This window comes from Salipaludibacillus daqingensis (genome assembly GCF_029891575.1).
Taxonomy (GTDB): Bacteria; Bacillota; Bacilli; order Bacillales; family Salisediminibacteriaceae; genus Salipaludibacillus; species Salipaludibacillus daqingensis.
In genome coordinates, this window is record NZ_JARZHF010000005.1 from 155984 (window position 1) to 177028 (window position 21045).

Sequence of the window (21045 nt, forward strand, 5' to 3'; positions counted from 1 at the left end):
GGACGAAAAAGAGGCCTATACTTAAGGCCCCTGGTAAACATAGTATGGTTTTACTTTTTCATCTTAAGCAAAACGATAGTAAATGAGTAGAATCGTTGCTAGGACAAACAAAAAATTTAGAAAGATAAACACGATTTTTTCGAAAGGTGTATGGTGCATGTCAATTGGTGGTCGGTAAAAAGATACTCCTTCGATAATAAACGTAACTAAAATAATATGGATCATCAAGTGTCCAATTATTTCTGTCATTCCAAACAGCATCGTTGTCGATACGAAAATAAGCGTTAAGACGAGCGCGAGTAATCGGTTGAGAATCCCTACGACGAGAAGGTACCCAACAACAAATTCGATATAAGCACTTAAAATAACGAACGTTTCAGGTGCAAATCCAAACGTAGGTACACCGTGGTTCATAATTACATCCGTTGCCATCGTAGGATAAACAAATTTCTCAACAGCAACCCAACAAAGAGATAACCCTGTCGCCAAATATAAAAATGGGAAACTCCAGTCATGAAGTTTCGTTCCATGAAAAAGCAATACAAAAATGACAGCGAGATAAAATGCATAGTCAAGCATGTGAAAGATACCATATTCCCACGTCGTAAGTCCAAACAGAATGAAAAGAATGATTCCTGCACCTTTGGATGCATACTTATTTGGTATCACTAGAAGAACGATCGCTACCCATGGAAAAACCGCTAACAAATCACTTGGAGCCAATAATTCTGGTGCAAAAAGTCCTCCTGTAAAAACTTGAATAATGATCGCTAATGCCGCCCCATATTTTATAATAGGAAACGTAAAGGGTCTAAACGTCGCTAATTTTTTTTCGACTTTCTTAAGTAGATCAATATTCATCGTTTTCGGAACGAGTTGGGGTAAAATAGCTAATATTACGGCAGTCAATATCGCTAACGAAATAAATAAAGGACTAATAATTTCTTCGATCGGTGCTCTCACTGGTTCTGTTTCCGTAAACCATTTCACGTGAGCGTGACCGGCTAAAGTAGGGATGACCAACAATGCCACAAGGATCATGTTAAATTTAATGATAAACCGCTTCAATGGGCAGACATCTCCTTTATTTCTGATTTCTTCGCTTTATTATATACGAACCGACTACTAGACAGCAAAATTCAACAACTATGTCGTTCTCCCTTTGCTCATTTGTGTAACATTACTCATCCCATTTCTTATGTAAGTTCGGGAAACAGGTAAAGTAACAAAAAACGCTCACTGAAAAATGAGCGTTTGGACTGTTTATTCTATTTATTATTTAATTTTTCCGGAAAAATTAAGAGTTCACTTCTATATTCTCCTGAGAATTCACTTCATCAATAACAGAAACAAGCCGTTCCATTCCAACTTTGATAAGGTCTGGTTTTGCATTTGTAAAATTTAGACGAAGCGTGTTTTGATTTGGTTTTTTTACATAAAAAGGTGCTCCAGGAACAAACGCAACTCCATTATCAACTGCAGAGTTTAGCAATTTTGTTGTATTCACATGCTTTGGCATTGTCACCCAAAGGAACATGCCTCCGCGTGGTTCCACATAGCTTACGCCTTCACTGCCTGCGCTATCAAGAAGGTCTCTCATTATATGCATTCTTTCCCTGTAAGCAGAAATTAAGGTCTGAATATGACCATCGAGATCAAAGTCATTCATTAAATGTATCAATGCATGTTGCGATAACGAATTCGTGTGTAAGTCTGTCGCTTGTTTTGCTTGAGCCATTAGTCGAATAATCTGATGTGGGCCGACGATCCATCCTGTTCTTAAAGCTGGAACAACCGTTTTCGAAAACGTACTCGTATATAATACAAATTGATTATCGTCCATCGAAGCAAGCGGTGGAACTTTTTCTGCAGAATCAAATTGAAGATCGCCGTAAGGATCATCTTCAAAAATGACGACATGGTATTTTTTCGCTAAAGCTAACAAATGTTTGCGCCGTTCAAGGGACCAAACTTTACCATCCGGATTTGAATAGGTAGGAACAACATAAATACATTTTGGCTTTAACCTCCAAATTTTTTCCTCAAGATCGTCTGCTAGCATTCCATCTTTGTCCGACTTGACTGGAACAATGTTCACTTCATAAGAGTTAAAGACCTGAAGAGCGGCAAGATAAGTTGGGTTTTCTGTTAAAACAATATCACCCGGATTGAACATAATTCTCGAAAATAAATCAATTGCTTGTTGCGAGCCTGATGTCACTAAAATATCTTCCGCTTTTCGGTCGATTCCTTTCTTCATCATCCTCTGCACTAACATATTGCGAAGATCCAGAACACCTTCCGTTTCTCCGTATTGTAACGTCTTGTTTCCAGAAGTAAGCGCCTTATCAAATGCTTGTCGAACCGCTTCTACTGGAAATAACTCCTCATCCGGAAGCCCCCCTGCAAATGAGATAACATTTTCTTTGTTAACAACTTTTAGAATTTCCCTTACGGCCGAAGATCGCATGTAACGAACTCGTTGTGCAAAACCATATTTCACAAAACTCCCCATCCTTTTCACTGAAAAAATATTTAACTAATTCGAAAAATCAGATAATTAATATCATAACATAAACTTTGGCTTTTTTGATGGGTATTTTGAGATTCATTGAAACTGTTTACGAGGAAAGGGAAAGTGCTTTGAGAAGGGAGGATGGCTATTCCATTTACTAGAACGTGCGTTCGAAAAAATATTTTTTTGTTCGTCTTGTTTTTCTAATATAGATTTTATATGATTACTTTAGAACACACGCTCTGTTGCGAAATAGGCCTATGCCCCGATCCCTTCCCCGATTAATCGAGGTGCTGTGTTACCACATCTATTCGCTTTACATAGTAACAGAGCGATCCCTCTGAATGGAATGATAACCATGTTTTTATATAACCGAATGGAACCATATGAATTGAAAATGTTAAAATGCTTAAAACCTCGACTGAATTTTTCAGAAGACCTCGAAAAACATTTAAATAATCTTGTTAAAGGAGAAGAGTGGTATTCCGCATCAGGTTATGAAATTGAGAACCCTCATTTACAATTAAGGCGAACGGAAACACTATTTAGGCGACTTTTGCAATCGATGCGCATATATGACCTCAATCTTTCTTCAATTTTTCAACAAGAAGGAGCAACTTGGAAAAGACATTACATAATTAAGTCTCCCGGTTAGACCCATTCATTCCCTCTTCCTCCGATGAATCGGTGCAATCTCGCCTGTTTTCCCCACCCCAAAAAACGACGGACTATTTCATCCGTCGCGAAAGCCCATGCCACACGTAAAAGACGTCTGTTGATAACGATGCTGCATCTTGCTGAATCCAACCAGCCAAATCACGCATTCGGCGGTCTTCTCCTTCAACTGGGACAATCCCTTTTCCCATCTCAAGCATGATTAAAATGACTTGTTTATTTCTAATCGTTTCTTCATTTATGAGTTCTTTAAACATTTTATTGTACTTTTGACGAAGATCAGAAAGGGAGGTGATGGAACGAACATCTTCACACAGCCAAGTTTCCCAACCTTCTATGACAAGGTGATGGTCCTGCTGCCAAACTTCTCTCCACCTACCAAGTGTCGACGACTCATAACTTGATAACCAGCTTAAATCAACCTTATTATTATATTGGTTCCTTACGAGTTTCCTTTTTCCGGAGTAGGCACCGCCGATAATGAGCTGCATTCCCATTTCCCCTCTCTAAAGATAAATGATAATTTTACGCCTTCTCCATGATTCACGCGCCAGTCCCAAAATGACTTTGAGCCATCTAACGTCGATAAAAGATATCGGATCACCCCACCGTGTGTAACGACAAGACAATTTTTACAAAAACTAGCAGAAGGTTCTTCTATTTCGGAGAAAAACTCATCCACCCAACTTTGAATTCTCTCAGTAAAACCTTTACCTGTTTCACCTCTTGGAGCACGATTTCCTTGCCAATTATCGATCCACTGTCTATACTCGACAATCTCTTTTAAATCATCATACGTTTTTCCTTCCCAATCACCGAAGTTGTATTCTCTTAAACGTTCATCCACGTTATAGAAGTTTTCAGGAAGAAGATATTGCAAGGTTTGTTGACAGCGTTTAAGGTCGCTCGTCCAAATCCCCCCATCAAATGAAACGTCTTTTAATTCGTTTTTGATAGCAAATAAATCTTTCAGTCGATCCTTTTCTACTGGTTCATCCGAGTGACCTAAATAACGTTTTTCTTTATTCCAAGTTGTTACCCCATGACGAATGAGATAAAGATCCAAACGAGCAAAAGCGCACATATTTCCCCTCCTTCAATTGCTGTGCCTATTAGATCACCGTTGATTCCTTTAAACGACCGCATAACCCATAAACTATATAACCAAAGAAAAAGGAGAAATATCGGCACAATAACGATGTACTCAGGTAAAAACATGAGCAAAATAATAATAGGAATGAAAGAATAAGCTGCATCAACAACACTAATATTCTGTTTCCAATGCCATGCTAACCCTTGTTTTTTAGCAGTTGGTAGGAATACTAGTAAAGCTACTGCTGCAAACCTAGCCAATGCACCAATCACAAGAAATCCAATAAGATGATCGGTTGAAAAAGTACTTAATAGTAAATAAATCATCATCGTCTTCCAGATCAGCAGAAAAAATAGCGTAATGATCCCAAAGCTCCCAACGTGTGGGTCTTTCATAATCTGCCACTTTTTTTCTAGAGGGGCATTAGATCCAACAGCATCAGCTACATCCATTAATCCATCCAAGTGGAGTCCGCCTGTTAACCATACCCAGAGCGAAATGATAATAAGTGTGAGAAATTCAGCTGGAACATAAGAAATTAGTAAAAGTCCTATCCCTACTAAAATCCCTCCTATGACTATTCCAATTGTAGGATAAAACCGAATCGCCCATCTACTCGTCCTCTCGTTCCATGGACATTCCACTGGAACTGGAATTCTCGTAAGAAATTGCACTGCTAATAAAAATCCGTATATCATTTCTTTCACGAAAATTCTTCTCCCTTCCACTCCAATGCCATCCCTGCAATCACTTGCACAGCTGAGTCTGCTTGTTTAACGACGTATTGATGAATCCGTTCCAACTCGTAAATATAGTCTAGAACCATCGAATCCATCACCATTGGTTCCCCTTCATTAACATCATTGGACACAAATATAAGCGTCTGATGTTTTTCTTTTGCCTTCATGATAAGCGTTTGAAGCATGTTTATCACACCAATTTGATTCACTTCGTTAAATTCCGTGAAAAAAGATGACCCGTGTGTATCTGATGAATAAAGCATGTTACTTAACCAAATTGTCAGACAATCAATTAAAACGACGTCACCGATCTTCGTTTTTAGAGGAATGGATGCCAGATCGAAAGGTTCTTCTATCGTATGCCACGATTCTGTTCGGTCCTCTTTGTGGAAACGAATTCGTTCTGCCATTTCATCATCTGTGATTTTTGCTGTAGCAACATATACTAGACGACTAGGAATGTCTCGTTGGTGATGAATCATCATTGCCTTTTCTTCAGCAAAACGACTTTTTCCAGATCTCGCTCCACCAGACACAAAAATAATCATCCTCGATCCCTCCAATCGGCAAGCGCCTTCAAAAGCAAGTCATTATCCTGTTGAGATCGAACTGCAAATCGAAGGTAATTTCCGTTTAACTGTTTGAAATTATCTGTATGTCTAGGAAGGACGCCGTGATGGAATAAAAAATGAAATAATTCCCCTGTTGAATCAGGTTTCTCATTATCTCTCAGAAGATAAAAATTAACGGCTGACGGAGACATATAGAAATTCAGCTTCACTAATTGTTCTCTTATTCGTGCTAATTCCTCTCGGAAAAATTGTTGCGACACCGAAACAAATGACTGATTATTTACGATCGCTGGAATGATAGCCTCAGCAAAAGCATTCACACTCCATGGAATCTGCCATTGTTTTAACAATTTAATAATTTCACGGTTCGCTAACAAATAACCTACTCGAACACCTGGTATGGCGTACATTTTTGTTAAAGACCTTAATAAAATGAGATTTTCATAATCTTTTAACAGATGAACTAAGTTTGCACCATCGCCTAAAAAGTCAACAAACGCTTCATCAACGACGAGGAATGTGCCAGTCTTTTTAGCCTTCTCCAATATTCTCCTTATGTCTGATTCTTGTGCAACTGTCCCTGTTGGGTTATTTGGACGGCAGAGGAAGACGACGTCCGCCCAATCTAACTGCTCGATGATTTGTTCTAATGGAAGTCGGCATTCATCGTTCATATGTAAAAAAACATCTTCCACTTCTAAGTGGTAATGCTTACAAGCTCGTTCATATTCAGAAAAGGTTGGCTGAATGATGAGCGCATGTTTCCCTTCAAATAACTTTGCCGTTAAAAATATCGCTTCCGCTCCGCCATTTGTCACGAGCACTTCCTCATCATGAACCTGATCAAATGCAGCCAAACTACGATTCGCTTTTGCATAGGATGGATCTGGATAATGGCTAATTTGATCATAACTATTTTTTAATGCTTCCTTCAGCCAAGAAGGAGGACCAAAAGGGTGGATATTTGCACTAAAATCGATAACATCCTTCTCTATATGGAATTTTCGTTTCATCTCTGTAGGTTGTCCACCATGGTCTGGCCATTGGATTTCCATATCCTATCCCTCCACTTTTTAAATAACAAACCAAATAAACGAAAAGAGTAAATAAAACAAGATCCATCCACCATGCATGAGTCCAATTGACTTGTAGATATGCTGACAAGTTAAAGGCTGCAACGGATCACCCATTTCCGCTCGGTGTGAAACAATACCTTTGTATTCATTTCTTCCACCTAACTGCACCCCCATTAGAGCGGCAACCATGGCTTCCGACCACCCACTGTTAGGGCTAGGGTGTTTTTTCGCATCTCTCATCGTTACGAGCCATGCTTTTCGCCACCTAGATCCTTTCATAAAAAACGAACCAAGCCAAAACGTTAGCGACGTGATTCTTGCTGGCACCCAATTCACCAAGTCATCAAGTTTTGCTGAGGCCCAACCAAATTCACTGTACCGCTCGTTTTTATATCCCACCATGGAATCAAGTGTGTTAATCGAACGGTATGCCATTGCCAGTGGTGCACCGCCAATAAAAGCCCAAAACAGCGGAGCGGTAATCCCGTCCACTGTATTTTCAGCAACTGTTTCTACTGCCCCACGGACAATGTCTTTTTCCTCCAGTTTTTGAGTATCCCGACCAACGATCATACTCAATTCATATCGAGCTTCGACTAAATGCCCTTGTGATAAAGGGAGAGCGACTTGCAAAGCGGCTTGTCTCAATCCTTTGATCGCAATCGTTGACGAAATAAGATACACCTCTACCAACATTCCAACTAACACGTGTATGTGGTAAAACAGACCTAAAATACTTACCGAACCGATGATTACAACACCTACAACTACTGTTGTCGTGAGAATACCATGATTTTTTTTTCGACGGGCTGATCCATGGTTCCACTTTTTATCAAGAAACGAAATCAATTTTCCAAAACCAATGACTGGATGAGGCAACCACTTCGGGTCACCAATGATAATATCAAGTAAGATCGCTGCTGTAATGATCCAAATTCTTGTTTCAATTAAAAAGTCGATCATCGTCGATCTAACCTAGATTTCGATTTTACTGTCGCTTTTTTTGTTGCTTCGTAAACAGCATTCCCTATTGCTTTTCCTACAACCGTCCCTGAGCCAGCATATGGTGTTTTTTCCCCTCTTTGTGTGACACCAATTAAGATACTATCTGTGGAAGTACCTGTTGCATGCGTGTTTGTAAATGGATCTTTTACGCCTAGGTCATGCAAAGCTTTCGTTTTCGCTTCCGTAGCTGACGTACAAGCATTGACAAGAGCTCCATCCGTTAAATGAGCGTCAATAAATACCATCGTATTAATCGTACCTATCTGATTGATTCTTTCGTCCATTCCAGAACTTGTTATATCAACGGCATTTCCGACTCCAGCTGTGACCATAACGACTAACTGCATGCCATGTTCCGTCTTATTAACAAGAACCATATCCTCTAGTTGAACGGCTGTCATCATTCCAGCAGATAGCTCTGTGGGAATTCCCCAGTTACTCATCCAGTTTTCCATATCATCAATAGGATCTCCGCCGTCATAATTTTTGTTCACATGGAAGTTACAGAAATGCTTCAACCATTGGATTCCTTCTCCAATCACACTATTGGATATTGTTCTTAATGGTTCGTCAAATTCCAGATGAATAAACCCTTCATTTTGTTCTAACTTAAACGATTCGTTTAATTCTTTCTTGGCTTTTGGTTCTTCTAAGTTTGGCGTCATCAATAGCTGCGGTTTTGGCACGTGAGGGTGAGAGTGTGCCGTCACTTTCACCTCATAAACATCTTCCAACTGTTGTTCATTTCTAAGGATGTCAACACCACCAACCTTTTGAAACGTTCCTTTATTTAATAGGGCAACTCGATCGGCGTAAAGAGAAGCAACGTTTAGATCATGTAAAATAGCAAAAATGGTTAACTTATGTTCCCTTTGCCATCTTTTCAATAAATCGAGCATGTAAAACGAATGTTTTACGTCCAAGTGGTTTGTCGGTTCATCTAATAAAAGGACTTTTGGTTGTTGAGCCAATGCTTTTGCAAGAAGCACCCGCTGTTTTTCACCACCACTTAAAAGCCGAAACTGAGTATCGCGATAACAAACAACATTTGCAAGCTCCATTACTTCTTCAATGATCATTCGATCGTTTTTCGATAAACTCTTAAAAACACCTTTTTGAAAGGCGTATCGTCCAAGACTTACAATTTCCTCCACTGTAAAATCAAATGAAACGTGAGCCTCTTGCGTTAGAACGGCCATTTGTTTCGCTTTTTCAAGTGGTGATAACTTAGAAATAAGTTGACCATCAATCGCAATTTCACCTGTTTTCATCGGAAGACTACCGGTGATCAATTTAAAAAGCGTCGTTTTCCCGCTTCCGTTCGGTCCAAGCAGTCCAAAGAATTCTCCTTTTCCGATCTTGAAATCAACTCCACGAATAATCGGTCGGTTAGTCGTATAGCCACCTTCAAGATCTTTGACCTGGATCATAGCGTTTTCCCCTTTCCAAGCCGATTTCGAATCAGCAACAGTGCGAAAACTGGAGCTCCAATCAATGCGGTAATAACTCCGATCGGGAGCTCTTTTGGTGCAATAATTGTTTTTGAAACTAAATCAGCTATAATTAGAAATCCTCCACCGACAAGAAATGATAAAGGTAGGACATGACGGTGGTTAGGTCCAGTAATGAGACGAACCAAATGTGGAATAACTAACCCAACAAATCCAATCGTTCCAGACACGGCAACTGACGCTCCCGTTAATAGTGATGCACCACCTAAAATGAAATATTTCCCTCTTTTCACATTCACACCGATATGTTCCGCTGCTTCTTCCCCTAAAGCAAGGGCATTCAATTCTCTATAATGAATCAACAATACAAACATTCCGACCACCATAAATGGAACAATTAATTGCACATGGCTCCACCCTCTCATACCAACACTTCCGTAAAGCCAGTAAATAATTTGTGTCATCGAATCTTGGTCGCCAAGTGAAATGATTAACGAGATGATCGCACCAATAAATGAACTCATAATAATACCTGCTAGAATAATCGTTTCAATTGCCATGCTCCGACTAGCGATTTTGACAAGACCAAAAACGAGCATAAGAGCGATGAAACCACCTAAAATAGAAATAAAAGGAAGGGTGAATGCTCCTAGTCCAACAATCGTCAGTTGAAAAAATATGACAATGACTGCCCCTAATGCTGCCCCTGACGATACACCAATCGTGTAAGGATCAGCTAACGGATTTCTGAGCAATCCTTGAAACGCCGCACCCGCCAGTGCTAGTGATGCCCCGACACTAAACGCTAACAGCACACGGGGAAGTCGAATATCCCAAATAATACTCTCTTGATTGTTCGGTATGTCTGAGACCAACTGCCAGCCAAACACATTGTCAAAAATGATGTGGATGATGTTTGGTACAGGGATCGTCACACTACTTATAAATAGACCAAAGAGGATTGTACTAAGTACAAATCCCCCACTAATTAGATAGACCCAGAATATTCGCTTATTCAAAAACTTCTGGGTAGACGAGCTCGGCAAGTGTTTCCACTCCTTCGATTAACCTTGGTCCTGGTCGAGTGACCGTGTCGTTATCCACATCATAAATTCTTTCATTCTCAATCGCAGGGATATCTGACCAACCTTCACGTGACACTACTTCATCGATTGGATCTTCCACATAATATCCGTACGTTGTGACAATCACATCTGGATTTAACGAAACAATTTCTTCTTCCGTCATATTGACCCAACCTTCTTGTTCTCCCGCAGCATTTACTGCATGAATCGCTTCTAACATTTCGTGCATAAATGTTCCTTGGCCTGTTGTAAAAATGTCTGGAGAAGGAGCTACTTCTACCCACACTTTTTTCTGATCTTCTTCAGAAATTTCGGATGCCTGTTCCTTGATTTCCGCTAAGCTTTCTTGCATGTCTGTCACAATTTCTTCTGCTTTGTCTGTAGTTCCTGTAACCGTTCCTAGTAACCCAATCGCATCATACACTTCTTCGAAAGAGTTGCCTCCTTCAATAACGATGACATCAATCCCTGCTTCTTCATATTGATCCAAAATATCGGAATGATTTTGCGCATGGTAGCCTTGAACAAGTGCCAAATCTGGCTCCATCGATAAGATCAATTCTGCATCCATATCTTGCGCACCTACAACATCAATATCTGCCGTTTCTACAGGATAATTACAATACTCCGATACACCAATTAATCGGTCACCCGCGCCTAGTTCAAACACAATTTCTGTATTACTAGGCAATAACGATACGATTGTTTCTGGTTCTTTTTCAATCGTGATTTCTTCCCCCGTACTATCGGTAACGGTGACTGGAAATTCATCTCCACTTGCTTCATTTCCTTCATCTGCATCGTTCTCGCTAGCGTTTTCATCTTTGTTGTTATTAACGGATTCTTCCGTCGTTCCTTCGTTATCACCATTTACATTTTCTACGTCACCATTCGCATTGTCTCCACAAGCCGTCATCAAGATCAATAATAACGCTGAAACGATCGTTAATTGCCCCCACTTTTGCATCATCTTTTTCATCACTTCTCCTCCTATGTTTTCTTTTTCTCCGAAATAAAAAACGCTCTCCCTATAGGAAAGCGTTGAATGTAAAAGTCACGGTTGGATCCAGACAACTTTTCATCTTACCAAAAAGTGTCATTGATTATCCTGTGAACATTAAAACATCCCTTTTCCTCGAAGGTGTTTACAAACAACTAGGCAGGTCTCCTGACTTACGTCTCATCGGATCAGCTACCCCTTCCCGTGAAAATAAAAAACACAGTGGGATATTCGTAGCTTTCCTAAACGCTTACAGTGGCGGGACCGTGTCGGACTTAAACCGACTTCCCTTTTAACTTTAAACGGATTGTTTAAAGAACCTCGTTGCATATATGAAATTAATACTCTTGCTAATAAATTCAGTATAATCCAGTTTTTATATAATGTAAATTTAATTTTTTACCTTTATCGACTTTTGTTCTTTAGAAATTCCAGCGGAAGAGAACGTAGCCATTTTTTTTAAAATTTGCAACGAAGATTCTAATATCGGAAAGGCGAGAGCTGCTCCAGTTCCTTCACCTAGTCGAAGACCCAAGTCTAATATGGGTCTCGCGTGAAGCAAGTCGAGAGCTAGGCCATGCCCCTTTTCTTCAGAACGATGACTAAATATGAAATAGTCCGAAACATTTTCAGATAATTTTGTTGCCAATATCGCTGATATCGTGCAAATGAACCCATCGACTATAATAGGTGTTCGTCTTGACGCTGCTTTTAACATCGCTCCTGTCATTCCGGCAATTTCTAGTCCACCTATTTTCGATAATATATCAAGGACGTCGTTACGGTCTGGTTGACGCTCAGCTAATGCTTGTTGAATTACTTCTCGTTTTTTTTGGAGCATTTCCTCCGTTATTCCTGTGCCTCTCCCTACGATATCCTCTAGATCGCCCTCGCTTAATAACGCAAGGATTGCACTGCTGCTCGTCGTGTTTCCAATCCCCATTTCACCTAATATCAGTGACTTAGCCCCATTGTCGATCATCTTTTCCGCGACTTCCATCCCTACTTCCATTGCTTGTTGCGCTTCTTCTCTCGACATCGCATTCTCACGTAAAAAACTAGCCGTTCCATATTTCACTTTTTTGGCAACATACCCATCTCCATCTAAATCAGATGCAACACCAATATCTACGATCTCAAACATGGCGTTAATTTCTTTCGTCAATACGTTGATTGCCGCGCCATCGCCTAAAAAATTATAGACCATCTGGGCTGTCACTTCTTGAGGGTAAGCCGATACGCCTTCATTTGCAATTCCATGATCTGCCGCGAACACAATCGATCCAGGTGGAGATATAGTCGGAAACATATCTCCTGTCATTTCTGCAAGTTGAATCGCTAGTTCCTCTAACCTTCCAAGACTCCCTTTTGGTTTCGTCAAATCATTTAAATGCGCAAGTACTTCTTTCCCTACTTGTTTATCTTTCGGAGAAATTTGTTTCATTGTTTTTTCCATCTTCTTGACCTTCTCTCTGAATAGTCTAGTTTTCTTGAAACGTTTGCATTTTTTCTTCTATCCAATCCACGTTAAGATGACCTTCGACAACCGCTGCCAAATTTTGAAATGCTTCTTCTTTCAGTGCAAGAAACTCAACACGATGATCAATTGGTGCCAATCCCTTTTCCTCGCGTAAATGGTTTAATAGCAGGCGTCTAAACTGGTCATTTTCAAAAATTCCGTGAAAGTACGTTCCGATGATGCGTTCATTCGTACTGATAAACCCATCTTCCTCACCATCGTTTACATCAATAAACGAGTCACCGTCATTATTTGAAAAATGAGACACTCCCATATGGATTTCATAACCAGAAACAGCTATTTCTTCTCCTAAATAAGTAACCGTTCCTTTAGACAAAACCGTCCGTTTTTTCTCCGTTAACGTGGTCTGTAAATGATCAATCAATCCCAATCCTGTTATCGACTTGACTCCGGACTCCACAGCATTCGGATCTGATATCGTGTTACCAAGCATTTGATACCCACCACATATGCCAACAACAAGAGTCCTGTTTTCCTTAACGAGTGTGAGGATCTTTTTAACTAGACCATTGCCATGAAGAAATGCCACGTCTTCTAACGTGTTTTTACTTCCAGGTAAGATAATTAAATCTGGATTTCCTAACTGTTTTTTTGACCGGACAAACCGCACACTGCAATCCGGCTCTCTCATCAATGGATCAAGGTCCGTAAAATTAGAGATGCGTGGGTATGAGATAACGGCAATATCCAATTCCTTTTCTTCGTCCTTATAGGTTGCATACTGTTCCAACGCCAGCGAGTCTTCTGCCTCAATGTTCAAGTGATCGATATGTGGAACGACACCTAAAACCGGTAAACCCGTATATTCTTCAAACCAATCCAGACCTGGTTCAAGTAGCTTGACGTCTCCACGAAATTTATTGATCACTACCCCAATGACACGTTTCCGATCCTCTCGTTCGAGGAGCTGTAACGTCCCTACTAAACTAGCAAACACGCCACCTTTATCAATATCCCCAACTAAAATAACCGGAGCATTTGCGATGTTAGCCACCCGCATATTCACCAATTCTCGGTCATTCAAATTCACTTCCGCTGGACTTCCCGCTCCTTCGATAACAATTCGCTCATAATTTTCTGCAAGGGTCTCATAACTTTCCGTGATTAATTTAAGCCCTTCATCGTAAAAATCCTGACGGTACTCTCCAGCCTTCATATTTTTGTATGGTATACCATGAACAACAATTTGCGACTGAAACTCCCCTGTTGGTTTAATCAACACTGGATTCATATCCGTCGTTGCAACAACTCCTGCTGCTTCTGCTTGAACACCTTGAGCACGACCAATTTCCTTTCCATCCACCGTAATATAGGAATTCAACGCCATATTCTGGGACTTAAATGGCGCCGTTTTATACCCCTTTTCTGAAAAAATCCGACATAATGCTGTGCAAATAATGCTTTTCCCTGCATCGGAATGAGTTCCTTGAATCATTATTGGCAACCCTTTAGTCATCGTTTTTCCACTCCAAACATCGATGAATCCAGGACTCTGCTAATGAAGGGTTGGAAGCAAAGTGAAGATGAGTGTAACCAGCAACTAGATTATTTGTAACAACACCTTCTTTAGTAAAACCATGCCTACCTTCTGTTTCAAAAGCTGCATTCATTGACTCTCTTGCTTCGTAAGTAGAGTAATGAAATTCATGCCCTCTTACTTTTTCACCATTGTTGAGTAAAAAGTTTCCCTTTAATCCGCTCACTTCTCGGTAGCCAAGTGCTGCTAATCGATCCGTCATGGAAATAACACCAGGGAGTAGACCTACCATAGGGTACGTTAGCTTGTCCGATGTCACCATTGATTCACATAGATACATAAAACCACCGCACTCAGCAAACGTTGGCATTCCTCTCTCTATTGCATGTTTAATGGAGTTCTTCACATCGATAAACGACGATAACTTTTCGGCGTACTCTTCTGGAAATCCTCCGCCAATGTATAATCCATGGACGCCTGTTGGAAGCGTTTCCCCTAAAAGTGGTGAAAAATAAACAAGCTCTGCCCCATAAGCTTCCAATAATTCTAGATTTTCTTCGTAATAGAAGTTAAAAGCTTCGTCCCTTGCGATCGCTAGCTTTACAACAGGGGTATTTTGACGACGTGTAAACAGGTCCGATTGCTGTTCAACAGCTGGAGAAGTTTGCGAGATATCATAAATCTGATCAAGATCAACTGTTTGCGAAACAACCTTGCCTATTTCGTCAAAAAATGGCGTTAATTCCCCTCTTTCCACAGATGGAATCAATCCTAAATGTCGTTCTGGCATCGTCAGATTTGTGTCTTTCGTTAAATAACCGACAACTGGGATCTGACACTCCTGTTCAATCGCTTTTTTCACAAGGAAGTAGTGTCCTTCACTCCCAACTTGATTGGCGATAACTCCAACGATATTCACGTTTTCATTGAATAATTGAAACCCCTTCACAATCGCCGCTGCGCTTCGAGCCATCGCATTACACTGGACAACAAGCAAAACAGGGCTATCTGTCATCACACTAATGTCAGCTGTGCTCCCTTCATCAGACGTTGGATCTTTCCCATCGTAAAGACCCATGACCCCTTCGATGATGGATATATCTGCTCCAATGCTTCCTTTATGCAACACTTCTTTTAGCGTTTGTTCTTTTAGCATCCAACTGTCTAAGTTACGAGATTTCCTTCCAGAAACAGCCGTGTGATAGGATGGATCGATATAGTCGGGACCACATTTAAATCCTTGTACGATCAAGCCCTTTTGTTTCAAAGCCGACATGATACCAATCGTTAAGGTCGTTTTCCCAACACCACTGCTTGTTCCAGCAATGACTAACCGTCTGCTTTTCTCGTTTGCGGTTTCCATATTCATTAATATTCGATTCCTTTAATTGCTGGAATCCCCTCATCATAATAGTGTTTCTCTGCTTCAACGACGGAAACGAGGTCTGCAAGGTCCTTAATTTTTGGATGAGCATCCCTACCAGTTAACAGAAGATGGACGTGTTTTGGTCTATTTTTTATTACTTCTAACACATCTTCAAGTGGTAACACATCATCGATTGGAAACGTCTCAATGGCCAAAGCATTATTGATTTCATCTAAAATGATGACATCAAACTCTCCACTCATGATCGCTTCTTTCGCAATAGGCCATCCATTGGCAAGGGCCTCTCTATGTTCTGCTGGTGTTTTTGTCCACGTAAAACCTCTTCCTAGTTGAAGCATCTCGATTCCAAGTTTTTTAAGCGCAATTTGCTCGCCGTACGTTCGTTCTGGTGATTTGATAAACTGAAAAATTTTCACGTTAAAATCATGTCCTGCGGCGCGAAGAGCTACCCCTAATGATGAAGTGGTTTTCCCTTTTCCATTTCCTGTGTGCACGAGCGTCATGCCTCGCTGTTTCTTTTCACCCATCTTGGCCGTCCTCCTTTTATTCGTTCCAAATAAAAAACGCTTCCCCTAAGGAAAGCGTTACATACGTATACCTATACATATTTCAGCGAAATATAGTAAGGTAACTGTTGTTTTTATAGCAACAGTTCGCACGTTCACGTCCTTTTCCTCGAAGGATGATGAAGCAACAAATAAGGCAGGTCTCCTGACTTACGTCTCAAAGGTTTTGTTGACTCCTTCCCGTGTTTCCACAGTGGTTATCATCAACATTCCTAAACGTTTACAGTGGCGGGACCGTACTGGAATTTCACCAGTTTCCCTTTTAACCTTTTCCGAATGATCACTAGAAAAAGGAACCTATTTGTAACTATGTCATTGTCTTTTATTTGTACACAGTATAATGGAGCGTCAGTGGAAAGTAAACGGACAATTTAGTCATTTCATTCTAAAAGATGATTTTCATTCATGTGTGCACAAAAATATAACGAATGCAATTGTATTTTTCATCTAATTTAGATATGATTATCAAAGTAACTGGAAAATCGTTTGCACAACTTGTTCGTGCATGATAAATAAAAAGAGATATATTGGAATAATGAGGTGGAGAACATGGAAAGAACGTGGTGGAAAGAAGCAGTTGGGTACCAAGTGTATCCTCGAAGTTTTCAAGACAGTAATGGGGATGGGTTTGGTGACCTTCCTGGAATGATTCAGCGTCTCGACTATTTGAAAGACTTAGGCGTTGATTTTATCTGGATATGTCCGATGTATAAGTCTCCATTGGATGACAATGGTTATGATATTTCTGATTATCAAGACATTTTAGAAGACTTCGGCACGATGGCCGACTTTAATCAACTCCTTGACGAAGTTCATAAACGAGGAATGCGATTGATTATTGATTTAGTATTAAACCATACGAGTGACGAGCACCCTTGGTTCATTGAGTCTCGCTCAAATAAAGACAATCCAAAGAGAGATTGGTATATTTGGCGTGATGGGAAAAAAGGCCAAGAGCCCAATAACTGGGAAAGTATTTTCGGTGGTTCCGCGTGGGAATATGATGAAAAAACAAAGCAATATTTTCTTCACGTTTTCTCCCAACGCCAGCCTGATTTGAACTGGGAAAATCCAGAAGTAAGAAGCGCATTGTATGACATGGTTAATTGGTGGCTTGATAAAGGCGTAGACGGCTTTCGAATTGATGCTATTAGTCATATTAAGAAACGTCCAGAATTCCCAGACTTACCGAACCCAGATGAAAAGAAATATGTTCCTTCTTTCGACATGCACATGAATCAAGAAGGCATACACGATTATTTACAAGAATATAAAGAGGAAACATATGCAAAATATCCAAATACGATGACCGTCGGTGAAGCCAATGGGGTTAGCGTTGATGAAGCGCACTTATGGGTTGGTGAAGAAGGCAAAATGGATATGGTGTTTCAATTTGAACATTTGGACTTGTGGGACTATGAAGTTGGTGGCGGTCTAGATGTTGTTGAGCTGAAAAAAGTGTTAACCCGTTGGCAAAAAGGGTTAGAGCATGATGGCTGGAATGCATTATTTATTGAAAACCATGATAAAGCTCGTGTTGTATCCACGTGGGGCGACGACAAGAAATATTGGCGCGAAAGTACAACGGCGCTTGGTGCAATGTACTTCCTTATGAAAGGGACACCTTACATTTATCAAGGTCAAGAGATCGGCATGACGAATATTTATTTCGACGACATTGATGAGTACAACGACGTTGCTGCGAAGAATATGTATCGTGAGCAAACTGCGGCAGGTGTTTCTCCGAAAGAAATTATTGATGTTTTAGCGCACACGTCTAGAGATAATAGCCGTACACCGATGCAATGGACAGATGAGACGAACGCCGGTTTCACTACTGGTAAGCCATGGCTTAAAGTGAATCCAAATTATAAGGAAATCAATGTTGAGAAGCAGTTGGAAGATAACAATTCTATCCTTCATTTTTATAAAAAGATGATTCAGCTGAAAAAGAACCACGACATTTTCACGTATGGAAGCTACGACTTATTGTTAGCGGATGATGAGCAAATTTTCTCTTATAAACGTGAACTTAATGGAGAAATAGCCGTTATTATCACAAACTTAACATCTGAAAATGCCAAGTGGGTAGCAGAAGACGATTCCCAACCCCTTTCAAGTGAACAACTTGCATTAGCAAACTTGAACACAGACGCTCACTCGGCATCAACGACAATTTCTTTAAAACCATATGAAGCGAGAGTTTATTTAGTTAAAAAATAAGTGTTTTAAGAGCAAACCCGGAGCGGATGATGATTTTCCGCTCGAGTTTGCTCTTTTTTGGTTGGTTTCAAATTTTGAAAATGCATGTTTTTCTGCGGAAGTGCATTATAGAATCGGGGGAATGCATTATAAATTTGCGGAAGTGCATTATAGAATCACGAAAGTGCATTATAGATCTGAGGAAGTGCATTATAGAATCACGAAATTGCATTATGACAATTTTCGACACACGACACACTCGCGACATGCCCAACACCGAACGCCACCCATCTCACTGGTGCCCTCGAAAACATTCACAAATACTCTACTTACACATCTTTTTCTCAAAAAAATCACTTATTCCATTGATTATATGACACCCTTGTCATATAATCAAAGTAACGATATGACAACCTTGTCACAATTACAAAAAAGCATCTCGAGAGGAGTGAATTTATGCCGACCCCAACGTTTTTTAACTTACCCAAACAGAAAAGTCAACGCATCATAGACGTTGCTATTGATGAATTTGCTTCCGCTCATTTTAATGATGTGAGCATTAATCAGCTAATTAAACGAGCTGAAATATCAAGAGGGAGCTTTTATCAATATTTTGAAAACCTTGAGGACCTCTATTGTCACATTACAGAACAAATTGCACATGAAAAATTGTCGTACTTGCATGCATACCTTGAAAAAAAAGATGCGTCTTTTTTTGAACGGCTGAAAGGGTTATATTCCACTGGACTAACGTTTGCCATGACGCATCCAAAATATGCACAAATAGGGAACCTTTTATTCAAAGGAGACCCTGTATTTAAGCAAAAGATCTTTGGGGAGCAAGAGCAGCAATCAAAACAATTTTTCATCGATCTCTTGCAATCAGCACAAAACAAAGGGGAAATTCGCTCTGATATAAATATTCAAACAGCTGCCTTTTTGTTTTACCAAATGAATCTATCCATTAGTGACTATTATCTAACAGGAACAACATGGTTTGAGAGCCCAGAAGAATATTTGATTGCTGTTGATGAGATGATCAATATTTTCAAACGAGGTGTAGAAACTAAAAAGGGGGAATAAAAATGTTTCAAGTGGAGCAACTATCTTACACGTATCCAAATGGGAATGAGCAAACGCTAAAGGATGTGAACTTCCACGTTAATAAAGGAGAAATCTTCGGTTTGCTTGGTCCAAGTGGTGTTGGAAAAAGTACGACGCAAAAGGTTCTAACCAAGCTTATTCAAAATTATAAAGGTGCCGTTCTTTACAAAGGTAAAGATTTGACTCAATACGGTAAAGATTATTTTGAAGACATAGGTGTAGGCTTTGAAATGCCTGTCCATTTTTCTAAATTAACAGCGGAGGAGAACATTTCTTTTTTCAAAAAATTATACAAAAATCCCGCTGATACGGATGCCCTCTTGAAACGAGTAGGTCTTTACGACGATCGCAAAAAGAAAGTCAGTGAGTTTTCGAAAGGCATGAAAGTACGACTCAATTTCGTGAGAGCGATGATCAATCAACCTACCATGTTATTTCTAGATGAACCGACAAATGGGCTCGATCCAGTCAATTCAAGAATTATTAAAAATATGATGAAAGAATACCGTAATCAAGGCGGAACGATTCTTTTAACAACTCACTTGATGAATGACGTGGATGAACTGTGTGACCGCGTTGCGTTCATGGCAAACGGAACGATTGCGGAAATCGATTCACCGAAAAATTTAAAACAAAAGGGTAGTGCTCGCACAGTCATCGTTGAATATATGAGTGGGAATAAACAAAAAACAGATGTTTTTAACCTAGATACGATTGGGACAGACGACGCCTTTCTTTCTATTATCCAACAGCATAAGCTCTTAACAATGCACAGCCAAGAAACCACTCTGGAGGATATTTTCATTCAAATGACAGGAGTGAAAATCGATGACTAATTTCTTAAGGCTAACGGTCGGAGAAATTCAAAGAATGAACAAGTATCAAATACTTCCTTCCTCATTGTTCGTCATCTTATTTTGGATAGGATTTTTATACTTTGTCGATGATACCTTTATTAATCAAATGTTTGCTATCCTTGTTTTTGTTGATGCTTCCATTATGTCGATTATCTTCGTTGGCGCGACGATGTTTTTCGAAAAACAAGAAGGAACATTTCGGTCATTGATGGTATCACCAATCCGAAAAAGTGACTATATTCTTTCCAAAGGTGTTTCTATTGTCGTTTCCAATTTACTTACAGTTGTTCTTTTATTCGCTTTCGTGTATTGGGTAAAAGGTGCTAATATCAACCTAATTGGGTTTATAGCAGGTGTTTCTCTCATTGGTTTTTTCCACGCCATTCTAGGATTTTGGATGAGTTTCTATGCCAAAGATTTCACCAGTTTAATTATGCGATCATCTCTATATATGATTGTGTTTGTCGTTCCTGTCATTCTTGTGGAACTGCAAGTCATCCAAACAGAATGGTTTGCATACGTCCTATATATCATCCCAACACAAGCATCTATGAACGTGTTAAATGCCGCAGCTGGAATACCTCTGGAGACATGGGAAATATGGGTTTCAGCTAGTTATTTACTAGCAGTGACGATAGGAATCTTTTTTATCACGCTGAAGAAGTTCGATGTTTTTGCCCAAAAAGAAGGGGGACAATAA

At 39.9% G+C, this 21045-nt stretch carries 19 protein-coding genes and 2 riboswitches; of the genes, 4 read left to right on the plus strand and 15 right to left on the minus strand.

All coding sequences use genetic code 11. The features are described 5' to 3' along the window. Window positions 1-63: 63 nt before the first annotated feature. From QDN89_RS11400 to QDN89_RS11470, 15 genes are all read right to left on the minus strand, one after another. A complete protein-coding gene (locus QDN89_RS11400) occupies window positions 64-1068 on the minus strand; it encodes a DoxX family membrane protein (protein WP_280770263.1) in 1005 nt (334 codons plus the stop codon). Window positions 1069-1297: 229 nt separating this feature from the next. After that, on the minus strand, window positions 1298-2503 hold the full coding sequence (locus QDN89_RS11405; RefSeq protein WP_280770264.1) for an aminotransferase-like domain-containing protein: 1206 nt from the start codon (window positions 2501-2503) through the stop codon (window positions 1298-1300). 740 nt (window positions 2504-3243) lie between these two features. Further along, on the minus strand, window positions 3244-3681 hold the full coding sequence (locus QDN89_RS11410) for a bifunctional adenosylcobinamide kinase/adenosylcobinamide-phosphate guanylyltransferase (protein WP_280770265.1): 438 nt from the start codon (window positions 3679-3681) through the stop codon (window positions 3244-3246). After that, a complete protein-coding gene (locus QDN89_RS11415; RefSeq protein WP_280770266.1) occupies window positions 3633-4274 on the minus strand; it encodes a histidine phosphatase family protein in 642 nt (213 codons plus the stop codon). Before QDN89_RS11415 ends, QDN89_RS11410 begins: the two co-directional genes overlap by 49 nt. Beyond that, window positions 4226-4981 (minus strand): adenosylcobinamide-GDP ribazoletransferase, encoded by a 756-nt coding sequence (gene cobS / locus QDN89_RS11420; protein ID WP_280770463.1) that lies wholly within the window; start codon window positions 4979-4981, stop codon window positions 4226-4228. Before cobS ends, QDN89_RS11415 begins: the two co-directional genes overlap by 49 nt. Before the next feature lie 5 nt (window positions 4982-4986). Then, complete coding sequence (locus QDN89_RS11425) at window positions 4987-5571, minus strand: bifunctional adenosylcobinamide kinase/adenosylcobinamide-phosphate guanylyltransferase (protein ID WP_280770267.1); 585 nt, start codon at window positions 5569-5571, stop codon at window positions 4987-4989. Beyond that, window positions 5568-6650, minus strand: a complete 1083-nt coding sequence (gene cobD / locus QDN89_RS11430) for a threonine-phosphate decarboxylase CobD (RefSeq protein WP_280770268.1) — start codon at window positions 6648-6650, stop codon at window positions 5568-5570. Before cobD ends, QDN89_RS11425 begins: the two co-directional genes overlap by 4 nt. 18 nt (window positions 6651-6668) lie before the next feature. Continuing rightward, entirely contained in the window at window positions 6669-7634 is a 966-nt protein-coding gene (cbiB, locus tag QDN89_RS11435; protein WP_280770269.1) for an adenosylcobinamide-phosphate synthase CbiB, read from the minus strand. After that, window positions 7631-9106, minus strand: a complete 1476-nt coding sequence (locus tag QDN89_RS11440) for an adenosylcobinamide amidohydrolase (RefSeq protein WP_280770270.1) — start codon at window positions 9104-9106, stop codon at window positions 7631-7633. Before QDN89_RS11440 ends, cbiB begins: the two co-directional genes overlap by 4 nt. After that, window positions 9103-10173 carry a FecCD family ABC transporter permease gene (locus QDN89_RS11445; protein WP_280770271.1) on the minus strand — a complete coding sequence of 357 codons (1071 nt, stop codon included), beginning with the start codon at window positions 10171-10173 and terminating at the stop codon, window positions 9103-9105. The genes QDN89_RS11440 and QDN89_RS11445 overlap by 4 nt, the downstream gene beginning before the upstream one ends. Then, window positions 10139-11191: an ABC transporter substrate-binding protein gene (locus QDN89_RS11450; protein WP_280770272.1), complete on the minus strand. Its 1053-nt coding sequence runs from the start codon at window positions 11189-11191 to the stop codon at window positions 10139-10141. The genes QDN89_RS11445 and QDN89_RS11450 overlap by 35 nt, the downstream gene beginning before the upstream one ends. A gap of 162 nt (window positions 11192-11353) precedes the next feature. After that, a riboswitch (cobalamin riboswitch) is annotated at window positions 11354-11551 on the minus strand. A gap of 52 nt (window positions 11552-11603) precedes the next feature. Next, window positions 11604-12668: a nicotinate-nucleotide--dimethylbenzimidazole phosphoribosyltransferase gene (gene cobT / locus QDN89_RS11455; RefSeq protein ID WP_280770273.1), complete on the minus strand. Its 1065-nt coding sequence runs from the start codon at window positions 12666-12668 to the stop codon at window positions 11604-11606. 25 nt (window positions 12669-12693) lie between these two features. Then, on the minus strand, window positions 12694-14208 hold the full coding sequence (locus QDN89_RS11460; protein WP_280770274.1) for a cobyric acid synthase: 1515 nt from the start codon (window positions 14206-14208) through the stop codon (window positions 12694-12696). After that, entirely contained in the window at window positions 14201-15598 is a 1398-nt protein-coding gene (locus QDN89_RS11465) for a cobyrinic acid a,c-diamide synthase CobB (RefSeq protein WP_280770275.1), read from the minus strand. Before QDN89_RS11465 ends, QDN89_RS11460 begins: the two co-directional genes overlap by 8 nt. Continuing rightward, window positions 15598-16143, minus strand: coding sequence for a cob(I)yrinic acid a,c-diamide adenosyltransferase (locus tag QDN89_RS11470; protein WP_280770276.1), 546 nt, complete (start codon window positions 16141-16143; stop codon window positions 15598-15600). Before QDN89_RS11470 ends, QDN89_RS11465 begins: the two co-directional genes overlap by 1 nt. A gap of 157 nt (window positions 16144-16300) precedes the next feature. After that, window positions 16301-16497, minus strand: a riboswitch (cobalamin riboswitch). 234 nt (window positions 16498-16731) lie between these two features. Between QDN89_RS11470 and QDN89_RS11475 the strand changes: the two genes are divergently transcribed. The 4 genes from QDN89_RS11475 to QDN89_RS11490 all read left to right on the plus strand — a co-directional run bounded on the left by QDN89_RS11475 (window position 16732) and on the right by QDN89_RS11490 (window position 21045). Further along, window positions 16732-18405 carry an alpha-glucosidase gene (locus QDN89_RS11475; protein WP_280770277.1) on the plus strand — a complete coding sequence of 558 codons (1674 nt, stop codon included), beginning with the start codon at window positions 16732-16734 and terminating at the stop codon, window positions 18403-18405. Between the two features lie 435 nt (window positions 18406-18840). After that, entirely contained in the window at window positions 18841-19467 is a 627-nt protein-coding gene (locus tag QDN89_RS11480) for a TetR/AcrR family transcriptional regulator (protein ID WP_280770278.1), read from the plus strand. Between the two features lie 2 nt (window positions 19468-19469). Further along, on the plus strand, window positions 19470-20324 hold the full coding sequence (locus tag QDN89_RS11485) for an ABC transporter ATP-binding protein (protein ID WP_280770279.1): 855 nt from the start codon (window positions 19470-19472) through the stop codon (window positions 20322-20324). Then, complete coding sequence (locus tag QDN89_RS11490) at window positions 20317-21045, plus strand: fluoroquinolone export ABC transporter permease subunit (protein ID WP_280770280.1); 729 nt, start codon at window positions 20317-20319, stop codon at window positions 21043-21045. Before QDN89_RS11485 ends, QDN89_RS11490 begins: the two co-directional genes overlap by 8 nt.